The sequence below is a fragment of the Streptomyces sp. TRM64462 genome, from assembly GCF_013362995.1.
GTDB lineage: Bacteria > Actinomycetota > Actinomycetes > Streptomycetales > Streptomycetaceae > Streptomyces.
Genome location: NZ_JABWDV010000343.1, coordinates 1 through 22,883 on the forward strand (window position 1 = coordinate 1; position 22,883 = coordinate 22,883).

Annotated in this window: 15 protein-coding genes; 10 read left to right on the plus strand and 5 right to left on the minus strand. The window is 71.3% G+C overall.

The annotated features are described in order from the left end of the window. Positions 1-188 precede the first annotated feature (188 nt). The 4 genes from HTZ82_RS17680 to HTZ82_RS17695 all read left to right on the plus strand — a co-directional run bounded on the left by HTZ82_RS17680 (position 189) and on the right by HTZ82_RS17695 (position 4,857). Positions 189-785, plus strand: a complete 597-nt coding sequence (locus HTZ82_RS17680) for a phosphoesterase (protein WP_175410367.1) — start codon at positions 189-191, stop codon at positions 783-785. After that, positions 782-2,350: an alkaline phosphatase gene (locus HTZ82_RS17685; protein WP_175410368.1), complete on the plus strand. Its 1,569-nt coding sequence runs from the start codon at positions 782-784 to the stop codon at positions 2,348-2,350. The genes HTZ82_RS17680 and HTZ82_RS17685 overlap by 4 nt, the downstream gene beginning before the upstream one ends. An 80-nt stretch (positions 2,351-2,430) precedes the next feature. Then, positions 2,431-3,399 carry a zinc-binding dehydrogenase gene (locus HTZ82_RS17690; RefSeq protein WP_175410369.1) on the plus strand — a complete coding sequence of 323 codons (969 nt, stop codon included), beginning with the start codon at positions 2,431-2,433 and terminating at the stop codon, positions 3,397-3,399. Positions 3,400-3,483: 84 nt separating this feature from the next. Continuing rightward, a complete protein-coding gene (locus HTZ82_RS17695; protein WP_175410370.1) occupies positions 3,484-4,857 on the plus strand; it encodes a cellulase family glycosylhydrolase in 1,374 nt (457 codons plus the stop codon). 168 nt (positions 4,858-5,025) lie between these two features. On the opposite strand, the gene HTZ82_RS17700 is transcribed toward HTZ82_RS17695, so the two are convergent. Both HTZ82_RS17700 and HTZ82_RS17705 read right to left on the minus strand, forming a co-directional pair. Continuing rightward, positions 5,026-5,973: a PadR family transcriptional regulator gene (locus tag HTZ82_RS17700; protein WP_175410371.1), complete on the minus strand. Its 948-nt coding sequence runs from the start codon at positions 5,971-5,973 to the stop codon at positions 5,026-5,028. A 1-nt stretch (position 5,974) separates the two neighbouring features. Beyond that, positions 5,975-6,838, minus strand: coding sequence for a DUF4097 family beta strand repeat-containing protein (locus tag HTZ82_RS17705; protein WP_175410372.1), 864 nt, complete (start codon positions 6,836-6,838; stop codon positions 5,975-5,977). Positions 6,839-6,972: 134 nt separating this feature from the next. Between HTZ82_RS17705 and HTZ82_RS17710 the strand changes: the two genes are divergently transcribed. Beyond that, positions 6,973-7,809 carry a hypothetical protein gene (locus HTZ82_RS17710; RefSeq protein WP_175410373.1) on the plus strand — a complete coding sequence of 279 codons (837 nt, stop codon included), beginning with the start codon at positions 6,973-6,975 and terminating at the stop codon, positions 7,807-7,809. Here HTZ82_RS17710 and HTZ82_RS17715 read toward each other — a convergent pair whose 3' ends face one another. Further along, complete coding sequence (locus HTZ82_RS17715; RefSeq protein WP_019075209.1) at positions 7,810-7,992, minus strand: DUF6104 family protein; 183 nt, start codon at positions 7,990-7,992, stop codon at positions 7,810-7,812. Positions 7,993-8,091: 99 nt separating this feature from the next. After that, a complete protein-coding gene (locus tag HTZ82_RS17720) occupies positions 8,092-11,247 on the minus strand; it encodes a VCBS repeat-containing protein (protein ID WP_254711929.1) in 3,156 nt (1,051 codons plus the stop codon). Positions 11,248-11,460: 213 nt separating this feature from the next. Here HTZ82_RS17720 and HTZ82_RS17725 point away from each other — a divergent pair, with 213 nt between their 5' ends. From HTZ82_RS17725 to HTZ82_RS17750, 5 genes are all read left to right on the plus strand, one after another. After that, entirely contained in the window at positions 11,461-17,997 is a 6,537-nt protein-coding gene (locus tag HTZ82_RS17725) for an RHS repeat-associated core domain-containing protein (protein WP_309235533.1), read from the plus strand. Then, positions 17,991-18,272 carry a DNA-binding protein gene (locus HTZ82_RS17735; protein ID WP_175410374.1) on the plus strand — a complete coding sequence of 94 codons (282 nt, stop codon included), beginning with the start codon at positions 17,991-17,993 and terminating at the stop codon, positions 18,270-18,272. Before HTZ82_RS17725 ends, HTZ82_RS17735 begins: the two co-directional genes overlap by 7 nt. A 90-nt stretch (positions 18,273-18,362) precedes the next feature. Then, on the plus strand, positions 18,363-18,623 hold the full coding sequence (locus tag HTZ82_RS17740) for a hypothetical protein (protein ID WP_175410375.1): 261 nt from the start codon (positions 18,363-18,365) through the stop codon (positions 18,621-18,623). A 118-nt stretch (positions 18,624-18,741) separates the two neighbouring features. Then, positions 18,742-18,927 carry a DUF6191 domain-containing protein gene (locus tag HTZ82_RS17745; protein WP_309235534.1) on the plus strand — a complete coding sequence of 62 codons (186 nt, stop codon included), beginning with the start codon at positions 18,742-18,744 and terminating at the stop codon, positions 18,925-18,927. Further along, positions 18,908-19,414, plus strand: coding sequence for a hypothetical protein (locus HTZ82_RS17750; RefSeq protein WP_175410377.1), 507 nt, complete (start codon positions 18,908-18,910; stop codon positions 19,412-19,414). The genes HTZ82_RS17745 and HTZ82_RS17750 overlap by 20 nt, the downstream gene beginning before the upstream one ends. Before the next feature lie 60 nt (positions 19,415-19,474). On the opposite strand, the gene HTZ82_RS17755 is transcribed toward HTZ82_RS17750, so the two are convergent. Continuing rightward, positions 19,475-22,883: multifunctional oxoglutarate decarboxylase/oxoglutarate dehydrogenase thiamine pyrophosphate-binding subunit/dihydrolipoyllysine-residue succinyltransferase subunit (locus HTZ82_RS17755; RefSeq protein ID WP_175410378.1), on the minus strand; the 3,409-nt coding region annotated here is incomplete at its 5' end.

Sequence of the window (22,883 nt, forward strand, 5' to 3'; positions counted from 1 at the left end):
CGAGCTCCCCCAAGCTCTTCGAGCAGGGGGTACCCCCACAGGCGCGAACGGGGGTCTGGGGGCTGAGCCCCCAGTTTCGGGAAGGGGCGGGGTGGGGGAAACGTGGACTTTGGGATTCCGCTGTTCGCCGTTCTCCTGCGGCTGGTGTGATGCGCACGCCCCACCACCCACCGACGCGGGAGGCGCGTGTGAATCTGGTCGTCAACGGAGACGCCGAGAGCGGGCCCGGAGGGACGCCTGAGCCGGTCGGGGCGGTGACCGGGTGGGACGTCGTCCACGGAGCGCCCGCGCTCATCGCGTACAGCCACGGGGGCGGATACCCCGGGCCCAAGGATCCCGGGCCCGAGCGGCGCGGGAGCCGGTTCTTCTCCGGGGGGAACGCGCCCCGGACCGCCCTGGTCCAGGACGTCCCCCTGCCCGAAGGCGGCGACACCGGGAGCGCCGCCGTCGACGCCGGGCGGGTGCGGTACGCCGTACGGGCCTGGCTCGGCGGGTACGCGGCGCAGGAGGACGGCGCCCGGCTGTCCGTCGAGTTCCGGGACGGGCGCGGCACGCCCCTCGCGCTGAGCGTCCTCGGGCCGGTCACCTCCCGCGAGCGGCACGGCCGTACGGGACTGCTGGAGCGCGCCGACAGCGCCGCCGTACCGCCCGGAGCCCGCACCGCGCGGCTGCTGCTCGTGCTGACCCGCAGCGGCGGCGGCACCTCCAACGACGGGTACGCCGACGGGATCAGCCTCACGCTGACCGCCACCGCCGCCGCTACGGCCACCGGGGGTGCACGGTGACGTTCAACCGGCGTGATCTGCTGAAGGGTGCCGCAGCCGCCGGCGCCCTCAACCTCGCCTGGCCGCTCAGCGCCGGGCTCTCGCCCGCGCAGGCCCGCGAGGCCGCCGAGGCGCTCGGCGCCGACTACGACCCCGCGCCGTTCACGCTCGGCGTCGCGTCCGGCGACCCGCAGCCGACCGGCGTCGTGCTGTGGACCCGCCTCGCGCCCGAGCCCTTCGCGGACGTCAGCGAACAGGGGCTGCCCGAGGTCGTCGAGGTGACGTGGGTCGTCGCCGAGGACCCGGGGCTCTCGCGGGTCGTCGCCCGCGGCGCCTTCCCCGCCTCCGCGACGCTCGGCCACAGCGTGCACGTCCCCGTACAGGGCCTCACCCCCGGCCGCGCCTACTGGTACGCCTTCACGGCCCTCGGCGCGACCAGCCGCACCGGCCGCACCCGCACCGCGCCCGCCGGGCCCGTGCCGTCCGTACGGTTCGCCTCCGCCAACTGCCAGCACTTCGCGTCCGGCCACTACGCCGCCCATCGCGCCATCGCCCGCGAGAACCTCGACTTCGTCGTCCACCTGGGTGACTACATCTACGAAGGCGGTCCGACCGGCAGCGCCCTGCGCGACCACAACACGCCCGACCCGCGCACCGTCGCCGACTACCGCACCCGCCACGCCCTCTACAAGGGCGACCGCTCCCTGCGCGAGGCCCACGCCGCCCACCCCTGGTTCCTCACCTGGGACGACCACGAGGTCGTCAACGACTACAGCGGTACGGGCGGCGGGGCGCCGTTCCTGCAGCGGCGCGCCGCCGCGTACCAGGCCTGGTACGAGCACATGCCCCACCGCGACGGCGGCCCCGGCGCCCACGCGGCCGCGCTGCCCGACCCGGTCATCCACCGCCGCCGCACCTGGGGCGACCTGGTGGAGCTGACCGTCCTCGACCTGCGCTCGTACCGCTCGGCGCAGAACCTCCCGGACGGCACCATCCTCGGCGCCGAACAGAAGGCCTGGCTCAAGGACACCGTGGACCGCGCGCCCGACGCCTGGCACGTGTGGGCGAACTCGATCATGCTGAGCCAGCTGCGCGGCCGCCCCGGCGGCTCGTACATGTTCACCGACCAGTGGGACGGCTTCCTCGCCGAGCGCAAGGAGGTCCTCACCCACGTCCACGACAGCGGCCTCGAAGACCTCGTCGTCATCACCGGCGACTGGCACTCCGCCTTCGTCGACGACATCCGCCCCGACTTCGACGACACCTCGTCACCCGTCATCGGTACGGAGTTCACGGCCCACTCGGTGTCCTCGTCCGCGTACTCCGCCGACTGGAACGCCGCCAACGGCCCCCTGATGGGCCGCGCCAACCCGCACCTGCGGTACTTCGAGGGCAACCGCTACGGCTACGACGTGTACGAGGTCACGCCGGAACGGTTCAGCACCCATATGCGGGTGATCGCCGACCGCCGCGACCCGGCCTCGCCCGTCACCACGCTGACCACCTTCCACGTCGACCGGGGACGCGCCGGCTCGTACGAGGACCCGGCCACCAAGGGCTCACCCGCCCAGTGGCGGAGGGAGTGAGGCGGCGAGAGCACGGCGGGACGCGTGTCACACCGGTGTGTGGTTCCGCCACACACCGGTGGCGCCCTAAGGTCAGGGCCATGTTCGCCGCCTACGCCGCCCGCATCGACCGCGACCAGCCCCTGAACGGCCTCGAACTGGGCGACCGCCCCGAGCCCGAGGTCCGTCCCGGCTGGACCACCGTCACCGTCAAGGCCGCCTCCCTCAACCACCACGACCTGTGGTCCCTGCGCGGGGTCGGGCTCGGTGAGGACAAGCTGCCGATGATCCTCGGCTGCGACGCCGCCGGCGTCGACGAGGACGGCAACGAAGTCGTCCTGCACTCCGTCATCGGCCAGACGGGCCACGGAGTCGGACCGGACGAGCCGCGCTCCATCCTCACCGAGCGCTACCAGGGCACGTTCGCCGAGCGGGTCGCCGTCCCGGTGTGGAACGTGCTGCGCAAGCCGAAGGAGCTCAGCTTCGAGGAGGCGGCGTGCCTCCCGACCGCGTGGCTCACGGCGTACCGGATGCTCTTCACCAACGCGGGCGTACGGCCCGGCGACTCCGTCCTCGTGCAGGGCGCGGGCGGCGGCGTCGCGAGCGCCGCGATCGTCCTCGGCCGCGCGGCCGGACTGCGGGTCTTCGCGACCAGCCGGGACGAGGCGAAGCGGAAGCGGGCCGTCGAGCTGGGCGCGGTCGACGCGTTCGAGCCGGGCGCGCGGCTGCCGCAGCGGGTGGACGCGGTCATCGAGACGGTCGGCGCGGCCACCTGGTCCCACTCCGTCAAGTCCCTGAAGCCCGGCGGCACGCTGGTCATCTCGGGCGCCACCAGCGGCGACCGCCCCTCGCACGCGGAGCTGACGCGGATCTTCTTCCTTGAGCTGAAGGTCGTCGGCTCGACGATGGGCTCCAAGGACGAGCTGGAGGACCTGCTGTCGTTCTGCGCGGCCACCGGCGTACGGCCGGTGATCGACGAGGTGCTGCCGCTGGACCGGGCGCGCGAGGGCTTCGAGAAGATGGAGACGGGCGATCTCTTCGGGAAGATCGTCCTGAGGCCGAACAGCTGATTCTCTCTTATCTCTTGATGGAGTGTCAGATTCGCTGATGAGATCTCCGGCGTCGCGTACGTGTCACGCCACGCCGGAGGTCTCATGCGTACCACCGTCAGTGCCAGTGCCAGTGCCGTAGTTCTCGCCGCCGCCCTGCTGGGCGCGGGCCCAGCGCCCGCCTCCCCCGCCGGTGAACCAGGCGTTCCGCGCCTCACCGACGACCGGGGCCGCGTCCTGACGCTGCGCGGCTGGAACGTCGAGGACAAGACGAACCGCGGCGACGCCGCCCTCTCCGCCATCACCGAGCGCCACTTCCGCGACCTGCGCGCCCATGGCTTCAACACCGCCCGGCTCCTGGTCTTCTGGGACGACCTGGAACCCCGGCGCGGCCAGTACAGCGAGACGTATCTGCGGAAGATCGAGCGGATCCTGGACTGGGCGCGGAAGCACCGCGTACGGGTCGTCATCGACGCCCACCAGGACGTGTTCGGCCCGGCCTTCGGGCACCGGGGCGTGCCCGCGTGGGCGACCCGCACCGACGGGCTGCCGTTCACGCCGCGGCCGGACGACTGGTTCTCGGAGTACTTCGAGCCCGCCGTGCAGCGGGCGTTCACGCACCTCTACGAGGACGAGGACCTGCGCCGTGCGCAGGCCGCGATGTGGCGCGTCCTCGCGGACAGCCTCGGCGACCACCCGGCGGTGCTGGGCTACGACCTGATCAACGAGCCGATGGGGGAGCTGCGCGAGGGCGAGGACCTGGCGTCGGCGGCCCGCCGTATCGAGGCCGAGCAGCTCACGCCGATGTACAACCGGCTCGCGGCGGCGGTGCGGTCGGTGGACCGGGACGCCTGGCTGTTCGTCGAGCCGACGCCGATCGTCGGGGAGGGCGTCCCGACCGCGCTCGGCAAGATCAAGGACCCGAAGGTGGTGTACGCGCCGCACTTCTACAACACGGCCATGGAGGCGGGCGCGGACTACGACCCGGAGGCGGGCTGGATCGAGGCGTACGAGGCGGCCGTCGTCGCGTACCCGAAGGAGTACAAGGTCCCGGTCGTGGTGGGGGAGTGGGGCCCGCTGAACAACTCCCTCCCGAACATGGGCCGGTTCTACCGGGACGCGCTCGCCTCGCTGAACCGCTACAGCTCGGGCTGGGCGGGCTACGTGTGGTGTTACGGGGGCGGGTACTGCGCGCTCGACGCCGATGGGCGGTTCCGTACGAACAAGGAGCAGACGGCCGCGCCGTACGCGGAGGCCGTCGCCGGGACTGTACGGGAGGAGCGCCACGGCCCGTCGTCGTACCGGCTGACGTACGTGGCGGGGCGCGGGCTCGGCGCCACGGAGCTGTCCCTGCCGCCCGGCCCGCGCGGCTGGCGCGTGGACGTGACGGGCGGCGGGCGGGCGCGTTCGGACGGGGGGCGGGTGGTGGTGCGGGCGGTGCCGGGGGCTGTCGTCACGATTCACGTCAACCAGGGCTGACGGGCCGCGCCCGGCGGCTCCCGTAACTGGGGGCTCCGCCCCCAGACCCCCGCATCGCGCCTTGGGGGTACCCCCTGCTCGAAGAGCTTGGGGGAGCTTGAGGAGCGGGGGTTCGGGGGCGGAGCCCCCGATTCGGGAAGGGGCGGGGTGGGGAAAGACGGAGCGGCGTCAGTGCGTGGCGTCGCGCAGGAGTCCTGTGATGTGGGCCGCCGCCGTGGCGAGGTGGGCGCGGGCCTCGGTGAGCTGGGCCTCGGTCACGCCGTGGTCGCGCGCCGCGTCGCGGACGTCGTCGCGGAAGCGGTCCAGGAGCCGCTCCAGGTCGCGGGCCGGGTCGCCGCTGGACTCCGGGTCGGTCGGCGGACCGGCGGCGGGTGTGACCGGGGGCGGGTCGGCGGGTGTGCCCGGGGGCGGGCCGGGGGGCGTGCCCGTGGGCGTGCCGGGCGGGGGGGCGAAGAGGGTGCCCAGGCGGTTCGTCAGGTCCGTGAGGCCGTTCCGTACGCCTGCCGGCCAGTCGCCCTGGGCGGCGATGTGCTCCTGCACCTGCTGCGCCATGCGCTGCATCCGCTCCTGGGCCTCCCTGGCCTGGCGGCGGGCGTGCTGGGCCTCCTCGCGGGCCCGGCGCGACTCGTCCTTCGCGCGCCGGGTCTGCTCCTTCCACTCCTGCCTGGCCCGCCGCAGCTCCTCCTTCGCGCCGCGCCACGCCTCCCAGTCCTGGCCGCCGCCCGTGTGCCGGGTCTCGGTCGCCGCCGCGCGCATCTCGCTGCGCAGCCGGCCCGCCGCGCCGCGCACGTCGTCGCGGATCTCGGCGGCCAGCTCCGAGACGGACTCGCGGATCTCCTGCTCCAGGTCGGCCAGCTCGCCGCTGCGCGCGGCGAGTTCGGCACGCCCCGCCTCGGTGATCGAGTACACCTTGCGGCCGCCTTCCGACGCGTGCGTGACCAGGCCCTCGGCCTCCAGCTTGGCGAGCCTCGGGTACACGGTCCCGGCCGACGGCGCGTACAGGCCCTGGAAGCGCTCCTCCAGGAGTCGGATCACCTCGTAGCCGTGGCGCGGCGCCTCGTCGAGCAGCTTCAGCAGGTAGAGGCGCAGACGGCCGTGGGCGAAGACGGGGGGCATGTCACAGGACCTTTCCGGAAGGGACGCCGTCGGCGGCCGGAGCGGCGTCGGTGTCCTCGGGGCGGCGCAGCAGGGCGATGGCGCCGGACACGGTCGTCGCCTTCAGCGTGCCCGTGCCGGAGCCGAGCGTGCCGGTGATCTGCTTAGTGCCCCACTGCCCGCCGACCCGCAGCGCGTCGAACGCGTTGGACACCGCGCCGCTCGTGGTGTTCGCCTCGACGCGGGCGTCCGCGCGGTGCGGGAGGCGGATCGCGACCTCACCGGAGACCGTGGTGAGCTGGATGTCGGTCGGGGCGCCCTCCGGGTCCACGTCCACCACCATGTCGCCGCTCACCGAGTCGGCCCGTACGGACGTCCCGGAGCCGTCGATCACGGTCAGGTCTCCCGACACGGAGTGGAAGCGGAGGTCGCCGGTGACGCCCTGGGCCTCCAGGGCGCCGGAGACGGTCTCCGCGCGGACCGGGCCGGAGAGCCGCGCGAGCGTCGTCACGCCCGTGACGCCCCGCACTTCCGTACGGCCCCGGATGCCGGACACCGTGGCCGTCGCGCCGACCACGGCCACCTGGACGTCCGTGCCCGCGGGGACGGCGACCGTGACGACCGCGCTGCGCTGCCGGCCGGCGGGCTTCAGCCAGGACAGGAAGCCTTTCCAGGACAGGTCCTCGTACGACACGGTGAGCGTCCGGCCCTCCTGGGTGACGAGGAGCGGCGGCCCCTGCACGTCCGAGATCTCCAGGCGGGCGGGGGCGCCCGGGTCGTCCGTGCCGATCACGTTGACCGCGCCGTTGACCACGCGGACGCGCAGGGTCTCCGGGAGATCGTCGAAGGTGCGTTTCATCGGCTCGGTGACGGACCACTGCGGCATGGCTGCCCTCCAACGCTCGCTCCCGGACGGACGCGGCATATCGCGTCTCGACTACACACGATATATCGCGGTCGGGCCAAGTCAAGCCGGTCGTAAACGGTCGTATACGGACAAATTGGCCTAGCGTATGGCTCATGAACGCGACGTCGACGGGCGCGCTGCTGCTGTGCCGGGCCGAGCCCGACGCGGTCGCCGCCCCGGCCCACCTGCTGCGCGAACACGTGGTGCTCGCCCCCGCGGGCGCCGGCTGGAGCCTGCTCGTGCCCGAGGGCCGCCCCTGGCTGGACGGCGCCGAACCCGTCGAACGGGTCGCCGCCGGCTGGGCCACCGCCCTCGCGGTCGGCGCGCCCTGGCCCGTACTCGCCCTGTGGTGGGACGCGGACCGGGCGGGCTACACCCTCGCGTCCGGCTTCCGCAGGCCCGTCGGCTACACCTGGCTCGCCGACGGCACGCCCGCCGGCGAGGAGGAGGCCATGCTCACGTTCGCCGAGCGCCTGGGCCTCGACCCGGTCCTGGACGTCCAGGCACTCCAGCCGCTCATGGCCACCGACCGGGACGCCGACGCCCGGGCCCGCCTGCTGGGCCTCGTCGCCGTGCTGGCCCGCCTGGGCCTGGACCTGCCCCGCGGCGTCCAGCCCGGCGAACCCACCACACATCTGCGCGCGGCCACCCAGGCGGAGGCCGGCGCCCGGCAGATCGAGGGCCACGGCTGGCGGGACGCCGTGCGGGCCGAACTGGACGTCGTGGAACACGGCCGCCTCGGCCCCTGGCTCCGCGGCCCGCGCGCCCGGTTCATCGGCGCCGCGCAGCTCGCGCTCGGCCTGCCGCTGCTCGCCTGGGCGCTCGTCCCCCGGCTCCGCCCCGGCTGGGCCGCCGCGGGGGCGCTGCTCACCGCCCAGGGTGCCCTCGGCCTCGCGTACGACCGGATGCGCGCCCACGCGCCGCCGGAAGGGCCCGAACGGCCTCGGTGACTACTCGTCGTCGTCCTCGTCGTCCAGCCGCGCCAGCCATGTCGCCAGCCGCTCCACCGGGACCTCGAAGTCCGGGTTCAGGTCGACGAACGTCCGCAGCTGCTCGGCGAGCCACTCGAAGGTGACCTCCTCCTCGCCGCGCCGCTTCTCCAGCTCCTCGATGCCACGGTCGGTGAAGTACATGCCGACCAGCCTAGTCGGGTCTCCCGGGACCCCGAACTCCGGAGGGCCCGGCCCCGCGGCGGACGCCACGGGGCCGGGCCCTCCCTTCGACCGGTTGCGTCAGGAGATCGCCTCGACCGCCTGCCAGCCGCCGGTGCCGACGACCACCGGGGCGCCGATCAGGCCGGTGCGGCGACCGGGCAGCAGCTCGAGACCGGCCGTGGTGCTGGCCGTGGTGGTCCACATGTCCGGGACGCCGTCCCCGTTCGAGTCGCCGGACGCCGTGATCAGCGGACGCGCGGTCGCGCTCCAGCCGGTGGCGTAGGCCGTGCGGTTGGCCGGGATGCCCAGCGCCGCCGGATCGGTGCCGCCGTCGGCGACTCCGTCGCCGTCCGTGTCGCCGCGGCTCCTGCCGTGGTACACCCAGACGTCGCCGCTGACCGTGTCGCGGGCGATGAGGTCGACGTACCCGTCGCCGTCCAGATCACCCGGCGAGGCCAGGGTCATCTTGCCCCAGCCGCCGTTGCCGATCGGGTAGCCGGACTCGATCGTGCCGCCGGAGTAGCCGGGCAGGAACCACAGCTGGTCGCCGATGACGGCCACGAAGTCGGGGTTGTAGGACTCGCTGTCCGGCGTGATGTCACCGACGGAGACGATCTGCCGGATCGCGGCGGGGTCGGTGGCGACGTCCGTCTCCGGGTCCGGGAAGACGTACACCTCCTGCTTGGTGTCCTCGCTGAACTCGCCCTGACCGGAGTTCGGGTAGAGCCACAGCTTGCCGTCCGCCTTGCGGGCGACGAGGTCCTCGTAGAAGTCCTCGGTCCAGTCGCCGCGGTGCGTGAGCAGCGCCCCGCTCCAGTCGCCGGTGCTGGTCTGCGGGATGCTCGCCGCCAGCTTGCCGCCACCGATGCCGCCGTACAGCCGCAGGTTGTCGTGCGAGTCGACGGTCAGCAGGTCCGGGACGCCGTCCCCGTTCACGTCACCCGGCTTGTCCATGACGCCGGGGCTCTCGACGTAGAAGCGGTACGGGTAGGTGGGGCTCGGGCTGCCGGCCGCGTCGAAGGACTGCACGTACAGGGTGTGCGGCCCGGGGGTGAGCGGGGTGACCGAGACCGTGACGCTGCCGCCCTTCACGGTCGGGGTGGCCGGGCTGTTCGGCGGGACGCGGTCCAGGGCGTACTTGTACTGGGTGACGTCCGTGACGCCGTTGGACTCGAAGGTGAACTTCCCCGTCGTACGGGCCAGCGCGCCGTCCGCGTCCTCGGGGTACAGCCCGTCGGCCGACTTCACGACCGGCGGGACCGACGGGGCCGCCGGGTCGAAGCCGAAGCGGCAACCCGGGGCGCCCGCGGTGGGCGTCCAGTCGGAGGCGAAGGCGGCGTCGCGCGGGTCCTCCGCCTGGGCCTTCCAGGAGAACTGGCCGCCGCTCAGGCCCTTGTACTGGTTCAGCAGCGCCTTGGGCACGGTGACCTGGGCGCGCGCGCCCTTGGAGCTCTTCGGCGAGACGGTCACCTTGACCTTCTTGTCGAAGAAGACACCCGGCGTCCCACCGTGCTTGCCCGTGGCCCACAGGTGGAACTGGACGTTCACGTCACCGCCGTCCGGGTCCCACACCTGCGCCGTCAGGACGACGTCGGTGTTTCCGAGCGTCACGTACGAACTGCCGTTGCCGCACTGGTTCGTGCCCACCTTGGTGCTGGGGATGGTGTCCAGCGACCACGGGGCCTTCGGCGGCCGGTTGAAGTCCACGATCAGCTTGGCGTCCGGCTTGAACTTCTTCCAGCTGTACGTGTCCTTCTTGTCCTCGGCGCTCTGCGGGGCGCGCAGGCCGAAGGTGATGTTGGACCACTTGCCCTTGGCGGCCTTCACCGCCGCGTCCTTGGCGGAGAAGTCCACGGCCTTGTTGGGGCAGCCGTAGGTCTCGTTGCCGTGCGCGTAGTTCCTGCTGTCCTGCCGCGTGGACCAGGAGGGCTGCTTCGCCCAGGTCGTGGAGGAGCTGATGCTCCCGGTCAGCCAGAGCTCGACGGGCTTGGGCGTGCAGGACCAGGAGTGCGTCTCGGTGATCTGGAACTGGGCGTCGACGACCTTCACGCCCGCCAGGAACTTGGAGTCCACGCGGAAGAAGGAGCGGGCCGTGCCGCCGGAGCTCTTCTCGTAGCCCACCCGCGCCTCGCCGGTGGTGCCCCCTCCCCAGCCGGTGCCGTTCCAGTAGCTGGAGGTCGAGTGCGGCTTGTACGCGATCGTCCACGCCTGGCGCGTGCCGGTCATCCGGGGGTCGATGTACACCGGGAAGGTGGTGTCGGGGGCGCTGAGCAGCTTCTGGTCCGGCTTCAGCGTGAGCCTGTCCTTCTGGACGGCCACGCCGACGGTCGCGCTCTTGGCGCCGGGGGTGAGGTCGGACGGGCCGGTGCCGCCCCGAGCCTCCTTGGCTTCCTCGGCGTCCTTGGCGGCGGCCGCCGCCATCGAACGGCTCATGACCCGTGGCGGCGGCGTCTCCTCGGTCTCGGTGCCGGAGGAGTCCCACATACGGGCGGTGGAGCTGGCGAACACCGTCTGGCCGGCCGGGTTGACGGCGCTCAGGACGCCGGTCTCCGCGTCCTTGCGCAGCGTCAGGCCGTCGGCCTCGATGCCGAAGTCGATGCCGGCCAGATCCGGGTTGGCCGCGGCCTCGGGCGTCTTGACCACGAGGGCCTGGCTGAAGCCGTCGACGCTCGCGGCGACGGAGAGGTCCACCCCCGGCATGACCTCGGGATACGTGGCGACGGAGCCGTCGAGCACCGGCTCGGGCAGCGGCTCGGGCCAGGTCAGTTCGAGCGTGCGGCCCTGGTCCTTCAGAACGACGAGCGGAGCCTTGCCGCCTGCCGAGAACGTGACGTTGCCGACAGCTGCCTTCGGCGTGACGCGTCCGGCGGCCTTGATGAGCGACGTGTCGACGGGCGTCCACCGCCCCTCGCGCTTCACCCGCACCGGCACGGTGTGCTGGACGTGCCGGTAGGTGCCGTTGGGCAGGGCGAAGGTCTCGCTGGTCTGCGAGCGTGCGTCGAGGATCTCGACGGGCTTGCCGGTGTTCTTCGCCTCGGCCAGCGCGTGCGCGGCCGTACCGGGCGGTGCGGCGGCGGCCGCGCCGTCCTGCTGCGCCGCGGTCGTGGCCGCCGCTGTGGCAGGCGCGGCGAAGGCGGTCGGTGTGAGCCCCAGAGAGCCCCCGACGAGAACGGCCGTGAGCGCGGTGCGCGCCGCACGTCTCGTCCTCCCCTTCGCCGTGGGTATGCCTGACATGTACTGAATCCCCCCTTGTGCTGGTCTGTTCTGCACGCATCATGCGTGACTTCGGCCGGAACAGTACACCGCGGCAGAAAGAGGAGCCTTTGCCTCCGGTTTCTTGATATGTCTGCTTCCCCGCGGTCTTTTGTTGACTTGTCGCCTGTCATGCCCGCGATCTAGTGTCAGGTCGATCATCTGTTCAAGTTGCTTAGGGTGGGGGAAGCCTTCGTGCAACAACTCCTCGGCCAGTTGCGCTATTGGGGCCACTGGCACAGATCTACGACCTTCGTCGCCGCGGTGGCGATGCTCGTCACGCTGATACCCAACGATCCGGCCGCGGCCGCCGGACGCGGACTGCGCCTGGATGACCTCAAGGGCGAACGTTCCGTCCCCGGCCGGGACTTCGACCGGGACCGGGCCGGTGTCCGCGACGACTCCGCCATGCCGTTCAGGCCCGCCTCGGGCACGCTCCCGACCGGCGGCTACACCACCCGCGTCGGCACCGCCCAGGGGGAGACCGCCCCGGGCAAGACCGCCCCGGGCAAGCGCACCACCGGCAAGGCCACGCCGCGCGCCCTCACGTCCGCGCCGGGCAACGACCGCCTGCGCACCGAGGCCGAGCCGCTGAAGCGCATGCCGATCAGCCTGCGCCCGGCCTCCGAGGCCCCCGCGTCCAAGGGCGCCCGCGCCAAGGCGCCCAAGGCCAAGACCGGTTCCGCCGCCCGCGTCGACATCAAGGACGCGGCGACGGCCCGCAAGGCCGGCATCGAGGGCGTGCTCTTCACGGCCGCCCCGGACCCGTCCGCAGGGGCCGCCGCGACCGGCGCCGTCGAGGTCGCCCTCGACTACGCCGCCATCAAGGACACCTTCGGCGGCGACTGGGGCTCCCGGCTCCGCCTCGTCCAGCTGCCCGCCTGCGCCCTGACCACCCCGGAGAAGGCCGAGTGCCGCACCCGGACGGAGCTGCGCGGCGACAACGACGTGGAGAACCACACCGTCGAGGCCACCGTGGACCTCGGCGGCACCGCGCCCGCCGCCAAGGACGGCGCCGACGGCGGACTCGCGCCCATGATGGCCCGCAGCGCCTCCGCCGGCGCCGCCGCGCCCATGGTGCTCGCCGCCACCGCGGCAGCCTCCGGCCCGGGCGGCAGCCACGAGGCCACCTCCCTGTCCCCGTCCGGCTCCTGGATGGCCGGCAGCTCATCGGGCGGCTTCTCGTGGACGTACCCGATCGAGGCCGCAGAGGTCCCCGGCGGTCCGCAGCCCGAGATCGCGCTGTCGTACTCCTCCCAGTCCGTCGACGGCCGCACCGCGTCCACCAACGCACAGTCGTCGTGGATCGCCGAGGGCTGGGACTACGAACCCGGGTTCATCGAGCGCAAGTACCGCTCCTGCTCGGACGACAAGGCCAAGGTCGACGGCAAGGCGCCCAACAACACCGGTGACAGCGGCGACCTCTGCTACGGCTCCGACCAGGTCGTGATGTCCCTCGGCGGCAACACCACCGAGCTGGTCAAGGACGACAAGACCGGCACGTGGCGCCCGTCCGACGACGACGGCACCCGCATCGAGCGCAAGACGGGCGCCGCCAACGGCGCCAAGGACGGCGAGTACTGGATCGTCACCGGCACCGACGGCGTGAAGTACCACTTCGGCCTCAACAAGCTGCCGGGCGCCTCCACGCAGGCCACCAACTCGGCCCTGACCGTCCCGGTCTTCGGCAACCACCCCGGTGAGCCCTGCCACGCCACGGCGTTCGCGGACTCCGACTGCACCATGGCCTACCGCTGGAACCTGGACTACGTCGTCGACCCGCTCGGCGACGCCATGACCCTGTGGTGGAACAAGCACGTCAACCACTACGGCCAGCACATGAAGGCCGACCGGCAGGCCGCCTACGTGCGCTCCGCCGACCTGGCGCGCATCGACTACGGCCAGCGGTCCGACACCCTGTTCACCGCCCGGCCGGCCGGCCGGGTCGTGTTCACCACCGCCGAGCGCTGCGTCCCCAACGCGACGTTCGACTGCGCGGAGTCCAAGCGGACCGCGGCCAACGCCAAGTACTGGCCCGACACCCCGCTCGACCAGGAGTGCAAGTCCGGCGCCAAGTGCACCGACAAGTACACGCCGACGTTCTGGTCCACCAAGCGCCTCGTGAAGATCACCACCCAGGTGCTCTCCGGCACAGCCCTGAAGACCGTCGACTCGTGGACCCTGGACAGCGGCTTCCCGTCCACCGGTGACGGCACGTCCCCGGCCCTGTGGCTGGACTCCATCACCCGCACCGGCCACGGCGCGGGCGGCACCGCGTCGATGCCGAAGGTCACCTTCGCGGGTGTCCAGCTCGACAACCGCGTCGACGGCGTCGAGGGCCTGCCCCCGTTCTCCCGGCTGCGCGTCAACGCGATCGACACCGAGACCGGCGGCCGCATCGGCGTCACCTACTCGCCGCGCGACTGCCAGGTCCTGGCTCCCCGCCGCATGCCGGCCTCACCCGAGTCCAACACCATGCGCTGCTTCCCGCAGTACTGGACGCCCAAGGGCGCGCTGAAGCCGGTCCAGGACTGGTTCCACAAGTACGTCGTGACCGAGGTCAAGGAGATGGACCTGGTCACCGACGCGCCGACGAAGGTGACGTCGTACGAGTTCATCGGCGGCGCCGCCTGGGCGTACGACGACAGCGAGTTCACCGAGAACAAGCACCGCACCTGGTCGCAGTACCGCGGCTACGAGCGGGTCCGCACCCGCCTCGGCGCCGGCGACGACGTCAAGCAGCTCACCGAGCACCGCTACTTCCGCGGCATGCACGGCGACAAGCTGCCCAGCGGCAGCCGCACCTCGGTGGTGGAGGACTCGCAGGGCGGCACGTACCAGGACCTGCGTCAGTACCAGGGCCAGCTCCGCGAGCAGATCACGTACGAGTCCGACGGCGGCCAGGTCGACTCCTCCACGCTCACCACCCCCTGGTCGGTGAAGACGGCGACGCGCGCCCGCGAGGGCACGACGGCGCTGGAAGCGTGGATGACCCGCCCGCAGACGGTCACGACCCGCGAACGCGTCAAGGGCGACACCTGGCGCACCTCGACGGAGACCACCAAGTACGACGGCTACGGCCTGCCGTACGAGGTCGACGAGACGACGCCCGGCGGCAAGCGCATGTGCTCCCGCACGACGTACGCCCGCAACACCGCGGCGCATCTGCTGGAGTCGGAGTCCCGTGAGCTCACCACCCTCGGAGCCTGCTCCACGACGGGCGGCGAGGTCGTGGAGGACACCCGGACCCTCTACGACAACCTGCCCTACGGCACCGCGCCCACCAAGGGCCTGGCCACCGAGGTCCAGGAACTGAACGCCGAGGGCACCGGCTACATCACCATCGACAAGACCGCGTACGACATCCACGGCCGCGAGACCGCGACCTGGGACGCCGAGAACCGCAAGACCTCGGTGACGTACACCCCGGCCACGGTCGCCCGCCCGGTCAAGCAGGTCTCCACCGACCCGCTCGGCCACACGGAGACCACGGTGTTCGACGACGTCCGCGGCATGCCGCTGACCGAGACCGACGCCAACGGCAGGACGGCCACGATGCGGTACGACCCGCTGGGCCGGCTGCTGAAGGTCTGGGAGATCGACCGTGACCCGGCGACACAGACGCCGACCGCGGAGTACGACTACACGGTCCGCCGCGACGGCCCCACGATCGTCACGACGAAGACCCTGAAGGACAACGGCCAGTACGCCGTCTCCTACGAGATCCTCGACGGCCTGCTGCGCGAGCGCCAGACCCAGGACGAGGCCGTCGGCGACGGTCGCATCGTCAACGACACCTACTACGACACCGCCGGCCGCAAGTGGAAGGAGAACGACGGCTACTACAACGACCGGGAGCCGGAACCCAAGCTCCTCCAGGTCGGCGACAACGTCGTCCCGTCCCAGAACCGCACGCTGTTCAACGGCCTGGGCGAGCCGGTCGCGGAGATCACGTACCACCTCGGCACGGAGAAGTTCCGCACCACGACCGAACGCGACGGCGACGTCTCGACGACGATCCCGCCGAAGGGCGACACGGTCACGGCCCGGTTCGAGGACGCGGAGGGCCGTACGACCCGCCTGCGCGAGTACACCAACGACGCCCGCACGGCGTGGCGTGACACGGTGTACGAGTACGACCACCACGACAACGTGGTGAAGATCACCGCGCCGGGCGGTGCGGTCACGTCGTTCGAGTACGACGGGCGTGGACGGCAGACCGCCGTCACCGACCCCGACGGCGGCCGGACCACGTTCGCGTACGACAACTCCGACAAGATGGTGTCGACCACGGACCCGCGTGGCAACACCCTGGCCACGACCTACGACGTGGTCGGTCGTCCCACCTCGCTTCGCGAGGGCAGCGCGACCGGTCCGAAGCGGATCGAGTGGACCTACGACACCCTCGCCAAGGGGCTGCCGACCGCCGCCATCCGCTACGAGAACGGGCGCGAGTACCGGGACGAGGTCACCGCGTACGACGAGGCGTACCGCTTGAAGGGGATGAGGACCGTCATCCCCGCCGAGGAGACCGGCCTGGGCGGTACGTACAACTACAGCTACTCGTACACGCCGACGGGCAACCTCGCCTGGGCTCAGCTGCCCGGACTGGGCGGCCTGACCACGGAGCGGGTCGTCTTCCGGTACAACTCCGACGGACTGCCGATCTCCATCAGCGGTGCGTCCACGTACCTCGGCAACGTCCAGTACTCGGCATTCGGCGAGATCCTGCGCACCGAGGCCGGGCCGGCCGGGAAGAAGGTCTACGGCTCGTACTTCTACGACGAGTTCACCCGCCGGATGACCCAGACGGTCTTCGACCGCTCGGTGTCCCCCGGTCGCATCAGCGACACCCGGTACTCGTTCGACGAGGCGGGCAACGTCACGAAGATCGCTGACACGCCGGGTGAGGCGGCGCCCGATGCCGGTAAGACGGACACGCAGTGCTTCGTCTACGACAAGCTGCGCCAGATGACGTCCGCCTGGACGGCCGCGAGCGACAACTGCACGGCTGGACCCTCCAAGGAGACGGTCGGCGGCCCGGACGCGTACTGGCACAGCTACAAGTTCGACGCGGCGGGCAACCGCACGGAGCTCGTCGAGCACGACACCGCGGGCGACGCCACCAAGAACGTCACGCGCACCTACACCTACGGCAAGGCGGGCGTGGGCGGCCCCAACGCCCTCGCATCCGTCAAGTCGGTGGGCCCGGAGGGCGAGCGACTCAACACCTTCGCCTACGACAAGGCCGGCAACACCACGACCCGGCAGCGCGCCGGCGTCGACCAGACGCTGCGGTGGAACGTCGAGGGCAAGCTGGAATCCGTGTCCGAGCCGGCGCAGGGCGGGGGCAGCAACACCACCTCGTACCTGTACGGCCCTGACGGCGACCGGCTGATCCGCACCGGTGCGGACGGCAGCAGGACGCTGTACCTCGGGGAGGCGGAACTCACCGTCAGCGCGGACCTCAGGTCCGTCAAGGCGGAGCGCTTCTACGCCCACCCCGACGGCGCGGTGTCCGTCCGTGCCACAGGCGGCGTCCGTCAGCTCATGCTGTCCGACCACCACGGCTCGTCCAACACGGTCGTGGACATGGCGAGCCCGGCCATGGGTGTCACGCGGCGCAAGCTGATGCCGTTCGGCGACCTGCGGGGCGCGGCGCCCTCTGCCTGGCCCGGCCGGCGCGGCTTCGTGGGCGGCACGATGGACAGGGACACGGGGCTGACGACGCTCGGGGCTCGCGAGTACGACCCGGCCACCGGACGGTTCCTCTCCGTGGACCCCTTGGTGGACTATGAACAGCCGGCCACTGTCAACCCGTACGCCTACAGCAACAACGCTCCGGCGACGTTCTCCGACCCGAGCGGGTTGATCTTCCCGGTTCTGATCGGTATCGCGGCCCGCATCGCCATCCAGGCAGCGATCCGCGCGGCGGCCCGCCGGGCTGCCCAGATCGCGGCCCGCAAGGCGGCCGAGGCAGCGGCGCGTCGTGCGGCGGCTCTCGCCCGCAAGCGCGCCATCGAGGCGGCCAAGCGTGCGGCGGCCAAGCGTGCCCGTGAAGAGGCGAGGAAGCGTGCCGCGGCGCAGCGTGCCGCCGCGCGCCGGGCGGCGCAGCGTGCCGCGGCCAAACGTGCGGCCCAGCGTCGGGCGGCAGCCCAGGCCCGGCAGCGTGCCGCACGGCAGGCGGCGAAGCGCGCGCAGGCCCGGCGTGCAGCTGCGCGCAAGGCGGCGTCCCGGCCGAAGCCCAGGGCGAAGCCGCGGGCGCAGCCCAAGCCGAAGCCCAAGCCGTCCCAGGCGAGGAAGCCTTCGTCGCAGTCGTCGAAGGTCAGGGAGGTCAAGAGCGAGCTCAAGGACCAGGCCGCCGACGCGGCGACCGAGCAGGTTCAGAGCCGGTCGCAGGGACCCAACCCGCCCTCCTCCGCCGCAGAGGGCGAGAAGCTGAACCAGCACCTCAAGCAGTCCGAGAAGTACGGCAAGGCCGGATACAAGGAGCTGGAGGACGGCAGGATCCGCTACTACGGTGAGGTGGCGAAAGCCAGGAATCCTGGTGAGATGATCGGACGGCGAACGGTTCGTGAGTGGAACCCCGCCAATGGGAACAAGCGCACTTGGCAGGAGACTCTCGACGGTGCCGGGCGTATCCGCCAGGTTCGCCCTCAGGAGTCCATTACCGGTGGGAAGAAAGTGCACTACATGTTCGATCGTCTGGGGAGGTTCACAGGCAAATGGTGATCGCTGACGAGACTCCTTCACTGCCGGTCGTCAGGAGAATCCTCAAGGGGCTCATCGACGGTTCCATCAGTCCTGAGGAGGCCTCGGACTGGGCTTGGCCGTGGATCACGGAACGCGAGGAAGAAGTCACAGACCGGCGTCTCTGGGAGCCCCTGGACAAGCTGAGCGGAGCCGAGAGCAGAGTCGACCCGGAGACGTATCTCTATTCGAGAGAAGACTTCGCACAGTGGCTCAGTGAGCTTCCTCCGGATTCCGAGGACAGCTCCACCGAGTAGCTGAACGGGTTGACAAGAGGAGGGCCCGCCATCGGGATGGCGGGCCCTCCCGCAGCTGTAGTAGTGGGCGGTGTTGGTCAAAGGAGAGTGTTGAAGCCGGACTGGTTCATGGAAGGTTCGCGGCTCCACGGTTTTCTCCTGGAACTGACGGGTGTCTCCGGGCCGCTGCATGACGTGGCGACGGCCCGCGAGGCACCGGGAGCGGAGGACGCCGAGTGCATGCTCGACTTTCTGTCGGAGCAACTCGTGCGCATCGGCTACGGCGTGGACTTCGACCGGCCCAACGCGACGGGTCACAAGATCGAGGCGCTGATCGACGTGTTCAACGATCTGATGCCCGACGACGAATAGAGCACGCCTACGCGCCTCACCGGTGCGGGGTCCGCAGAGCTGTTTCGGCGGCTCGGTCGGAACCTCCGGGCGTTTCGGCACAATGGGGTACCGGGTTCCCGAGAGACAGGAGCACACCGTGTTCGGTAGCGCGTTGAACGAGCTGTTCGCCCCCGGCCGCCGGCACACCGAGGAGGAGCGCCGACGGCAGGAGGTCACCCTGGACGAGGCCGGGGACGCCGACCCCGGACGGGGCCCCATAGACCTGGCCGGCGGCGCGGTGCTCATACGGGTCCCGACCGCGCGTGACGAGCCGGGTGCCTAGGGGGTTCGCCGCGGTCGAGATCGATCGGGTCGACTGGGCGGCGTTCCGGGTGCTCGGTGGGGGCGCGCACGAGGTGCCGGAGGCTCTGCGGCGGCTGGTCGCCGCTCGGAGTGAGGACGAGGCGTGGGAGGCCTACTGGAGGCTGGAGAACGCCGTCGTCGTGCAGGGCGCGCTGCACAGTGCCGCCCTGCCGGCCGTGGGTGTTCTGCTTGCCGCGCTGCTCGACGAGCTCTCCGCCGACGCCCGTGACCTCGTGCTGGAGCTGCTGCGGCAGATCACGGCCGGGGAGGCCGATGGTGACGAGGTGGCGTGCGGGAATGGTGACCTCGGACCCAGATGCCGGGACGCCGCGCGGAAGGGGCTGTGGCTGCTCTACCGGGAGCTCGGGACCCGGCGCCGGGAGACCGCCGAAGCGATTCTTGAGCGTGTCGAGGACGATCCGGTGCGGCTCGCCGCCTATCGGGAGCGGGTGCGGGGGAGAACATGAGAACGCCGGAGGGCCCGGCACCCCTTGTGGGTGCCGGGCCCTCCGTCCGTATCGTGCCGGTCAGGCCTCGAAGACCTCGTTGACCAGCTGGATCTGCTCCGCCTGGTGGCGCTTCGCGGAGCCGACCGCCGGGGAGGAGCCGTGCGGCCGCGAGATGCGGCGCAGGCGCTCGCCGTGCGGGATGTCGGCGCCGACCGCCAGGTCCAGGTGGTCGATCAGGTTCAGCGCGATGAACGGCCACGCACCCTGGTTCGCCGGCTCCTCCTGCGCCCAGATGTACTTCTCGGCGTTCGGGTACTTGGAGATCTCGGCCTGGAGCTCCGCGCCCGGCAGCGGGTACAGGCGCTCCAGGCGGATGATCGCCGTGTCCGTGATGCCGCGCTTCTTCCGCTCGGCCTCCAGGTCGTAGTAGACCTTGCCGGCGCAGAAGACGACCTTGCGGACGGCGGCCGCGTCCACCGACGCGTCACCGATGACCGGGCGGAACGCGCCGCTCGTGAACTCCTCCACCTTCGAGGCCGCCGCCTTGAGGCGCAGCATCGACTTCGGCGTGAAGACGATGAGCGGCTTGTGGTGCGGGTTGTGCACCTGCCAGCGCAGGAGGTGGAAGTAGTTCGACGGGAGCGTCGGCATCGCGACCGTCATGTTGTTCTGGGCGCAGAGCTGCAGGAACCGCTCCGGGCGGGCGGACGAGTGGTCCGGGCCCTGGCCCTCGTAGCCGTGGGGGAGGAGGAGCGTCACGCCGCTCGTCTGGCCCCACTTCTGCTCGGCCGAGGAGATGAACTCGTCGACGACGGTCTGCGCGCCGTTGACGAAGTCACCGAACTGGGCCTCCCACATGACCAGCGCGTCCGGGCGGGCCAGCGAGTAGCCGTACTCGAAGCCCATCGCCGCGTACTCGGAGAGCAGCGAGTCGTAGACGTTGTAGCGGGCCTGGTTCTCGGCCAGGTAGAGCAGCGGGGTGTAGTCCTCGTTGGTCTCCTGGTCCACCAGGACCGCGTGGCGCTGGCCGAACGTGCCGCGGCGGGAGTCCTGGCCGGCGAGGCGGACCGGGACGCCCTCCATCAGCAGGGAGCCGATGGCGAGGGTCTCGCCCATGCCCCAGTCGATCGTGCCGTCGTCGATGGACGCGGCGCGGCGCTGGAGCTGCGGCAGCAGACGGGGGTGCACCGTGACGTGGTCGGGGATGGTGACCTGCGACTCGGCGATCCGCTTGACGACCTCCTGCGAGACGGCCGTCCGCACGTCGCTCGCGGGGAAGCCGGCCTGCGGGTCGGTGCCCTGGCCCTCACCGGGCTGCGACGCGGCCTCGCGGACCTCCGTGAACACCTTCTCCAGCTGGCCCTGGAAGTCCTGGAGCGCCTGCTCCGCCTCTTCCAGGGTGATGTCGCCGCGGCCGATCAGCGACTCGGTGTACAGCTTGCGCACCGAGCGCTTCTTGTCGATCAGCGACACCATCGCCGGGTTGGTGAACTGCGGGTTGTCGCCCTCGTTGTGACCGCGGCGGCGGTAGCAGATGAGGTCGATCACGACGTCCTTGTTGAACGTCTGGCGGAACTCGAAGGCGAGCCGCGCCACACGGACGCAGGCCTCCGGGTCGTCGCCGTTCACGTGGAAGATCGGCGCCTCGATCATGCGGGCCACGTCGGTGGCGTACATGGAGGAGCGCGAGGACTCGGGCGCCGCCGTGAAGCCGACCTGGTTGTTGATGACGACGTGGACCGTGCCGCCGGTGCGGTAGCCGCGCAGCTGCGACATGTTCAGCGTCTCGGCGACGACGCCCTGGCCGGCGAACGCCGCGTCGCCGTGCAGGGCGATCGGCAGGACCGTGAAGTCCGTACCGCCCTTGTTGATGACGTCCTGCTTGGCGCGGACGACACCTTCCAGGACCGGGTCGACGGCCTCCAGGTGGGAGGGGTTGGCGACCAGGCTGACCTTGATCTGCTCGCCGTCGAGGCCGGTGAAGGTCCCCTCGGCGCCCAGGTGGTACTTGACGTCGCCGGAGCCGTGCATCGACTTCGGGTCGAGGTTGCCCTCGAACTCGCGGAAGATCTGCGCGTACGACTTGCCGACGATGTTCGCCAGGACGTTCAGGCGGCCGCGGTGGGCCATGCCGATGACGACCTCGTCCAGGCGGGACTCGGCGGCGCTGTCGATGACCGCGTCCAGCAGCGGGATGACGGACTCGCCGCCCTCCAGGCTGAAGCGCTTCTGGCCGACGTACTTCGTCTGCAGGAAGGTCTCGAAGGCCTCCGCGGCGTTCAGGCGGCGCAGGATGCGCAGCTGCTCCTCGCGCTCCGGCTTGGAGTGCGGGCGCTCGACGCGGTCCTGGATCCACTTGCGCTGCTTCGGGTCCTGGATGTGCATGAACTCGATGCCGGTGGTGCGGCAGTACGAGTCGCGCAGGACGCCGAGGATGTCGCGCAGCTTCATCATCGACTTGCCGCCGAAGCCGCCGACCGCGAACTCGCGCTCCAGGTCCCACAGGGTGAGGCCGTGCTCGGTGATGTCGAGGTCGGGGTGCTTGCGCTGGTGGTAGTCCAGCGGGTCGGTGTCGGCCATGACGTGGCCGCGGACCCGGTAGGAGTGGATCAGCTCGAAGACGCGCGCGGCCTTCGTCACGTCGTCGTCGTGCGACGCGTCGATGTCCTTGAGCCAGCGGACCGGCTCGTACGGGATGCGCAGCGACTTGAAGACGTCGTCGTAGAAGCCGTCCTCGCCGAGGAGGAGGTTGGCGACGACGCGGAGGAACTCGCCGGACGCGGCACCCTGGATGACGCGGTGGTCGTACGTCGAGGTGAGGGTCATCACCTTGGAGACGCCCAGCTTGTTCAGGGTGTCCTGCGAGGTGCCCTGGAACTCGGCCGGGTAGTCCATGGAGCCGACGCCCATGATGACCGACTGGCCGGGCATGAGGCGCGGCACGGAGTGGACGGTGCCGAGGCCGCCGGGGTTGGTCAGCGAGACGGTGACGCCCGTGAAGTCGTCCATCGTCAGCTTGTTCGCGCGGGCGCGGCGGACGATGTCCTCGTACGCCTGCCAGAACTCGAAGAAGGTGAGCGTCTCGGCCTTTTTGATGGCCGCGACGACGAGCTGGCGGTCGCCGTTCGGCTTCACCAGGTCGATGGCGAGGCCGAGGTTCACGTGCTTCGGCTTGACCAGGGTCGGCTTGCCGTCCTTGACCTGGTACGACCAGTTCATGGCGGGCATCGCCTTGATCGCCTGCACCATCGCGTACCCGATGATGTGCGTGAAGGAGATCTTCCCGCCGCGGGCGCGCTTCAGGTGGTTGTTGATGACGATGCGGTTGTCGAACAGCAGCTTCACCGGGACGGCGCGGACCGAGGTGGCCGTCGGCATCTCCAGCGAGGCGTCCATGTTCTTCGCGACGGCGCCGGCCGGACCGCGCAGGGTCACGAACTCGGGGCCCGCGGGGGCCTCGGCGGCGGGGGCCGCCTTGGCGGCGGGC

Excerpts from the sequence above, each read along its gene's own strand:
- HTZ82_RS17715 (WP_019075209.1), bottom strand. The coding sequence starts at position 7,992 with ATGTACTTCACCGACCGTGGCATCGAGGAGCTGGAGAAGCGGCGCGGC.
- HTZ82_RS17705 (WP_175410372.1), bottom strand. The coding sequence starts at position 6,838 with ATGCCGCAGTGGTCCGTCACCGAGCCGATGAAACGCACCTTCGACGAT.
- HTZ82_RS17690 (WP_175410369.1), top strand. The coding sequence starts at position 2,431 with ATGTTCGCCGCCTACGCCGCCCGCATCGACCGCGACCAGCCCCTGAAC.
- HTZ82_RS17710 (WP_175410373.1), top strand. The coding sequence starts at position 6,973 with ATGAACGCGACGTCGACGGGCGCGCTGCTGCTGTGCCGGGCCGAGCCC.
- HTZ82_RS17695 (WP_175410370.1), top strand. The coding sequence starts at position 3,484 with ATGCGTACCACCGTCAGTGCCAGTGCCAGTGCCGTAGTTCTCGCCGCC.
- HTZ82_RS17735 (WP_175410374.1), top strand. The coding sequence starts at position 17,991 with ATGGTGATCGCTGACGAGACTCCTTCACTGCCGGTCGTCAGGAGAATC.
- HTZ82_RS17700 (WP_175410371.1), bottom strand. The coding sequence starts at position 5,973 with ATGCCCCCCGTCTTCGCCCACGGCCGTCTGCGCCTCTACCTGCTGAAG.
- HTZ82_RS17720 (WP_254711929.1), bottom strand. The coding sequence starts at position 11,247 with ATGTCAGGCATACCCACGGCGAAGGGGAGGACGAGACGTGCGGCGCGC.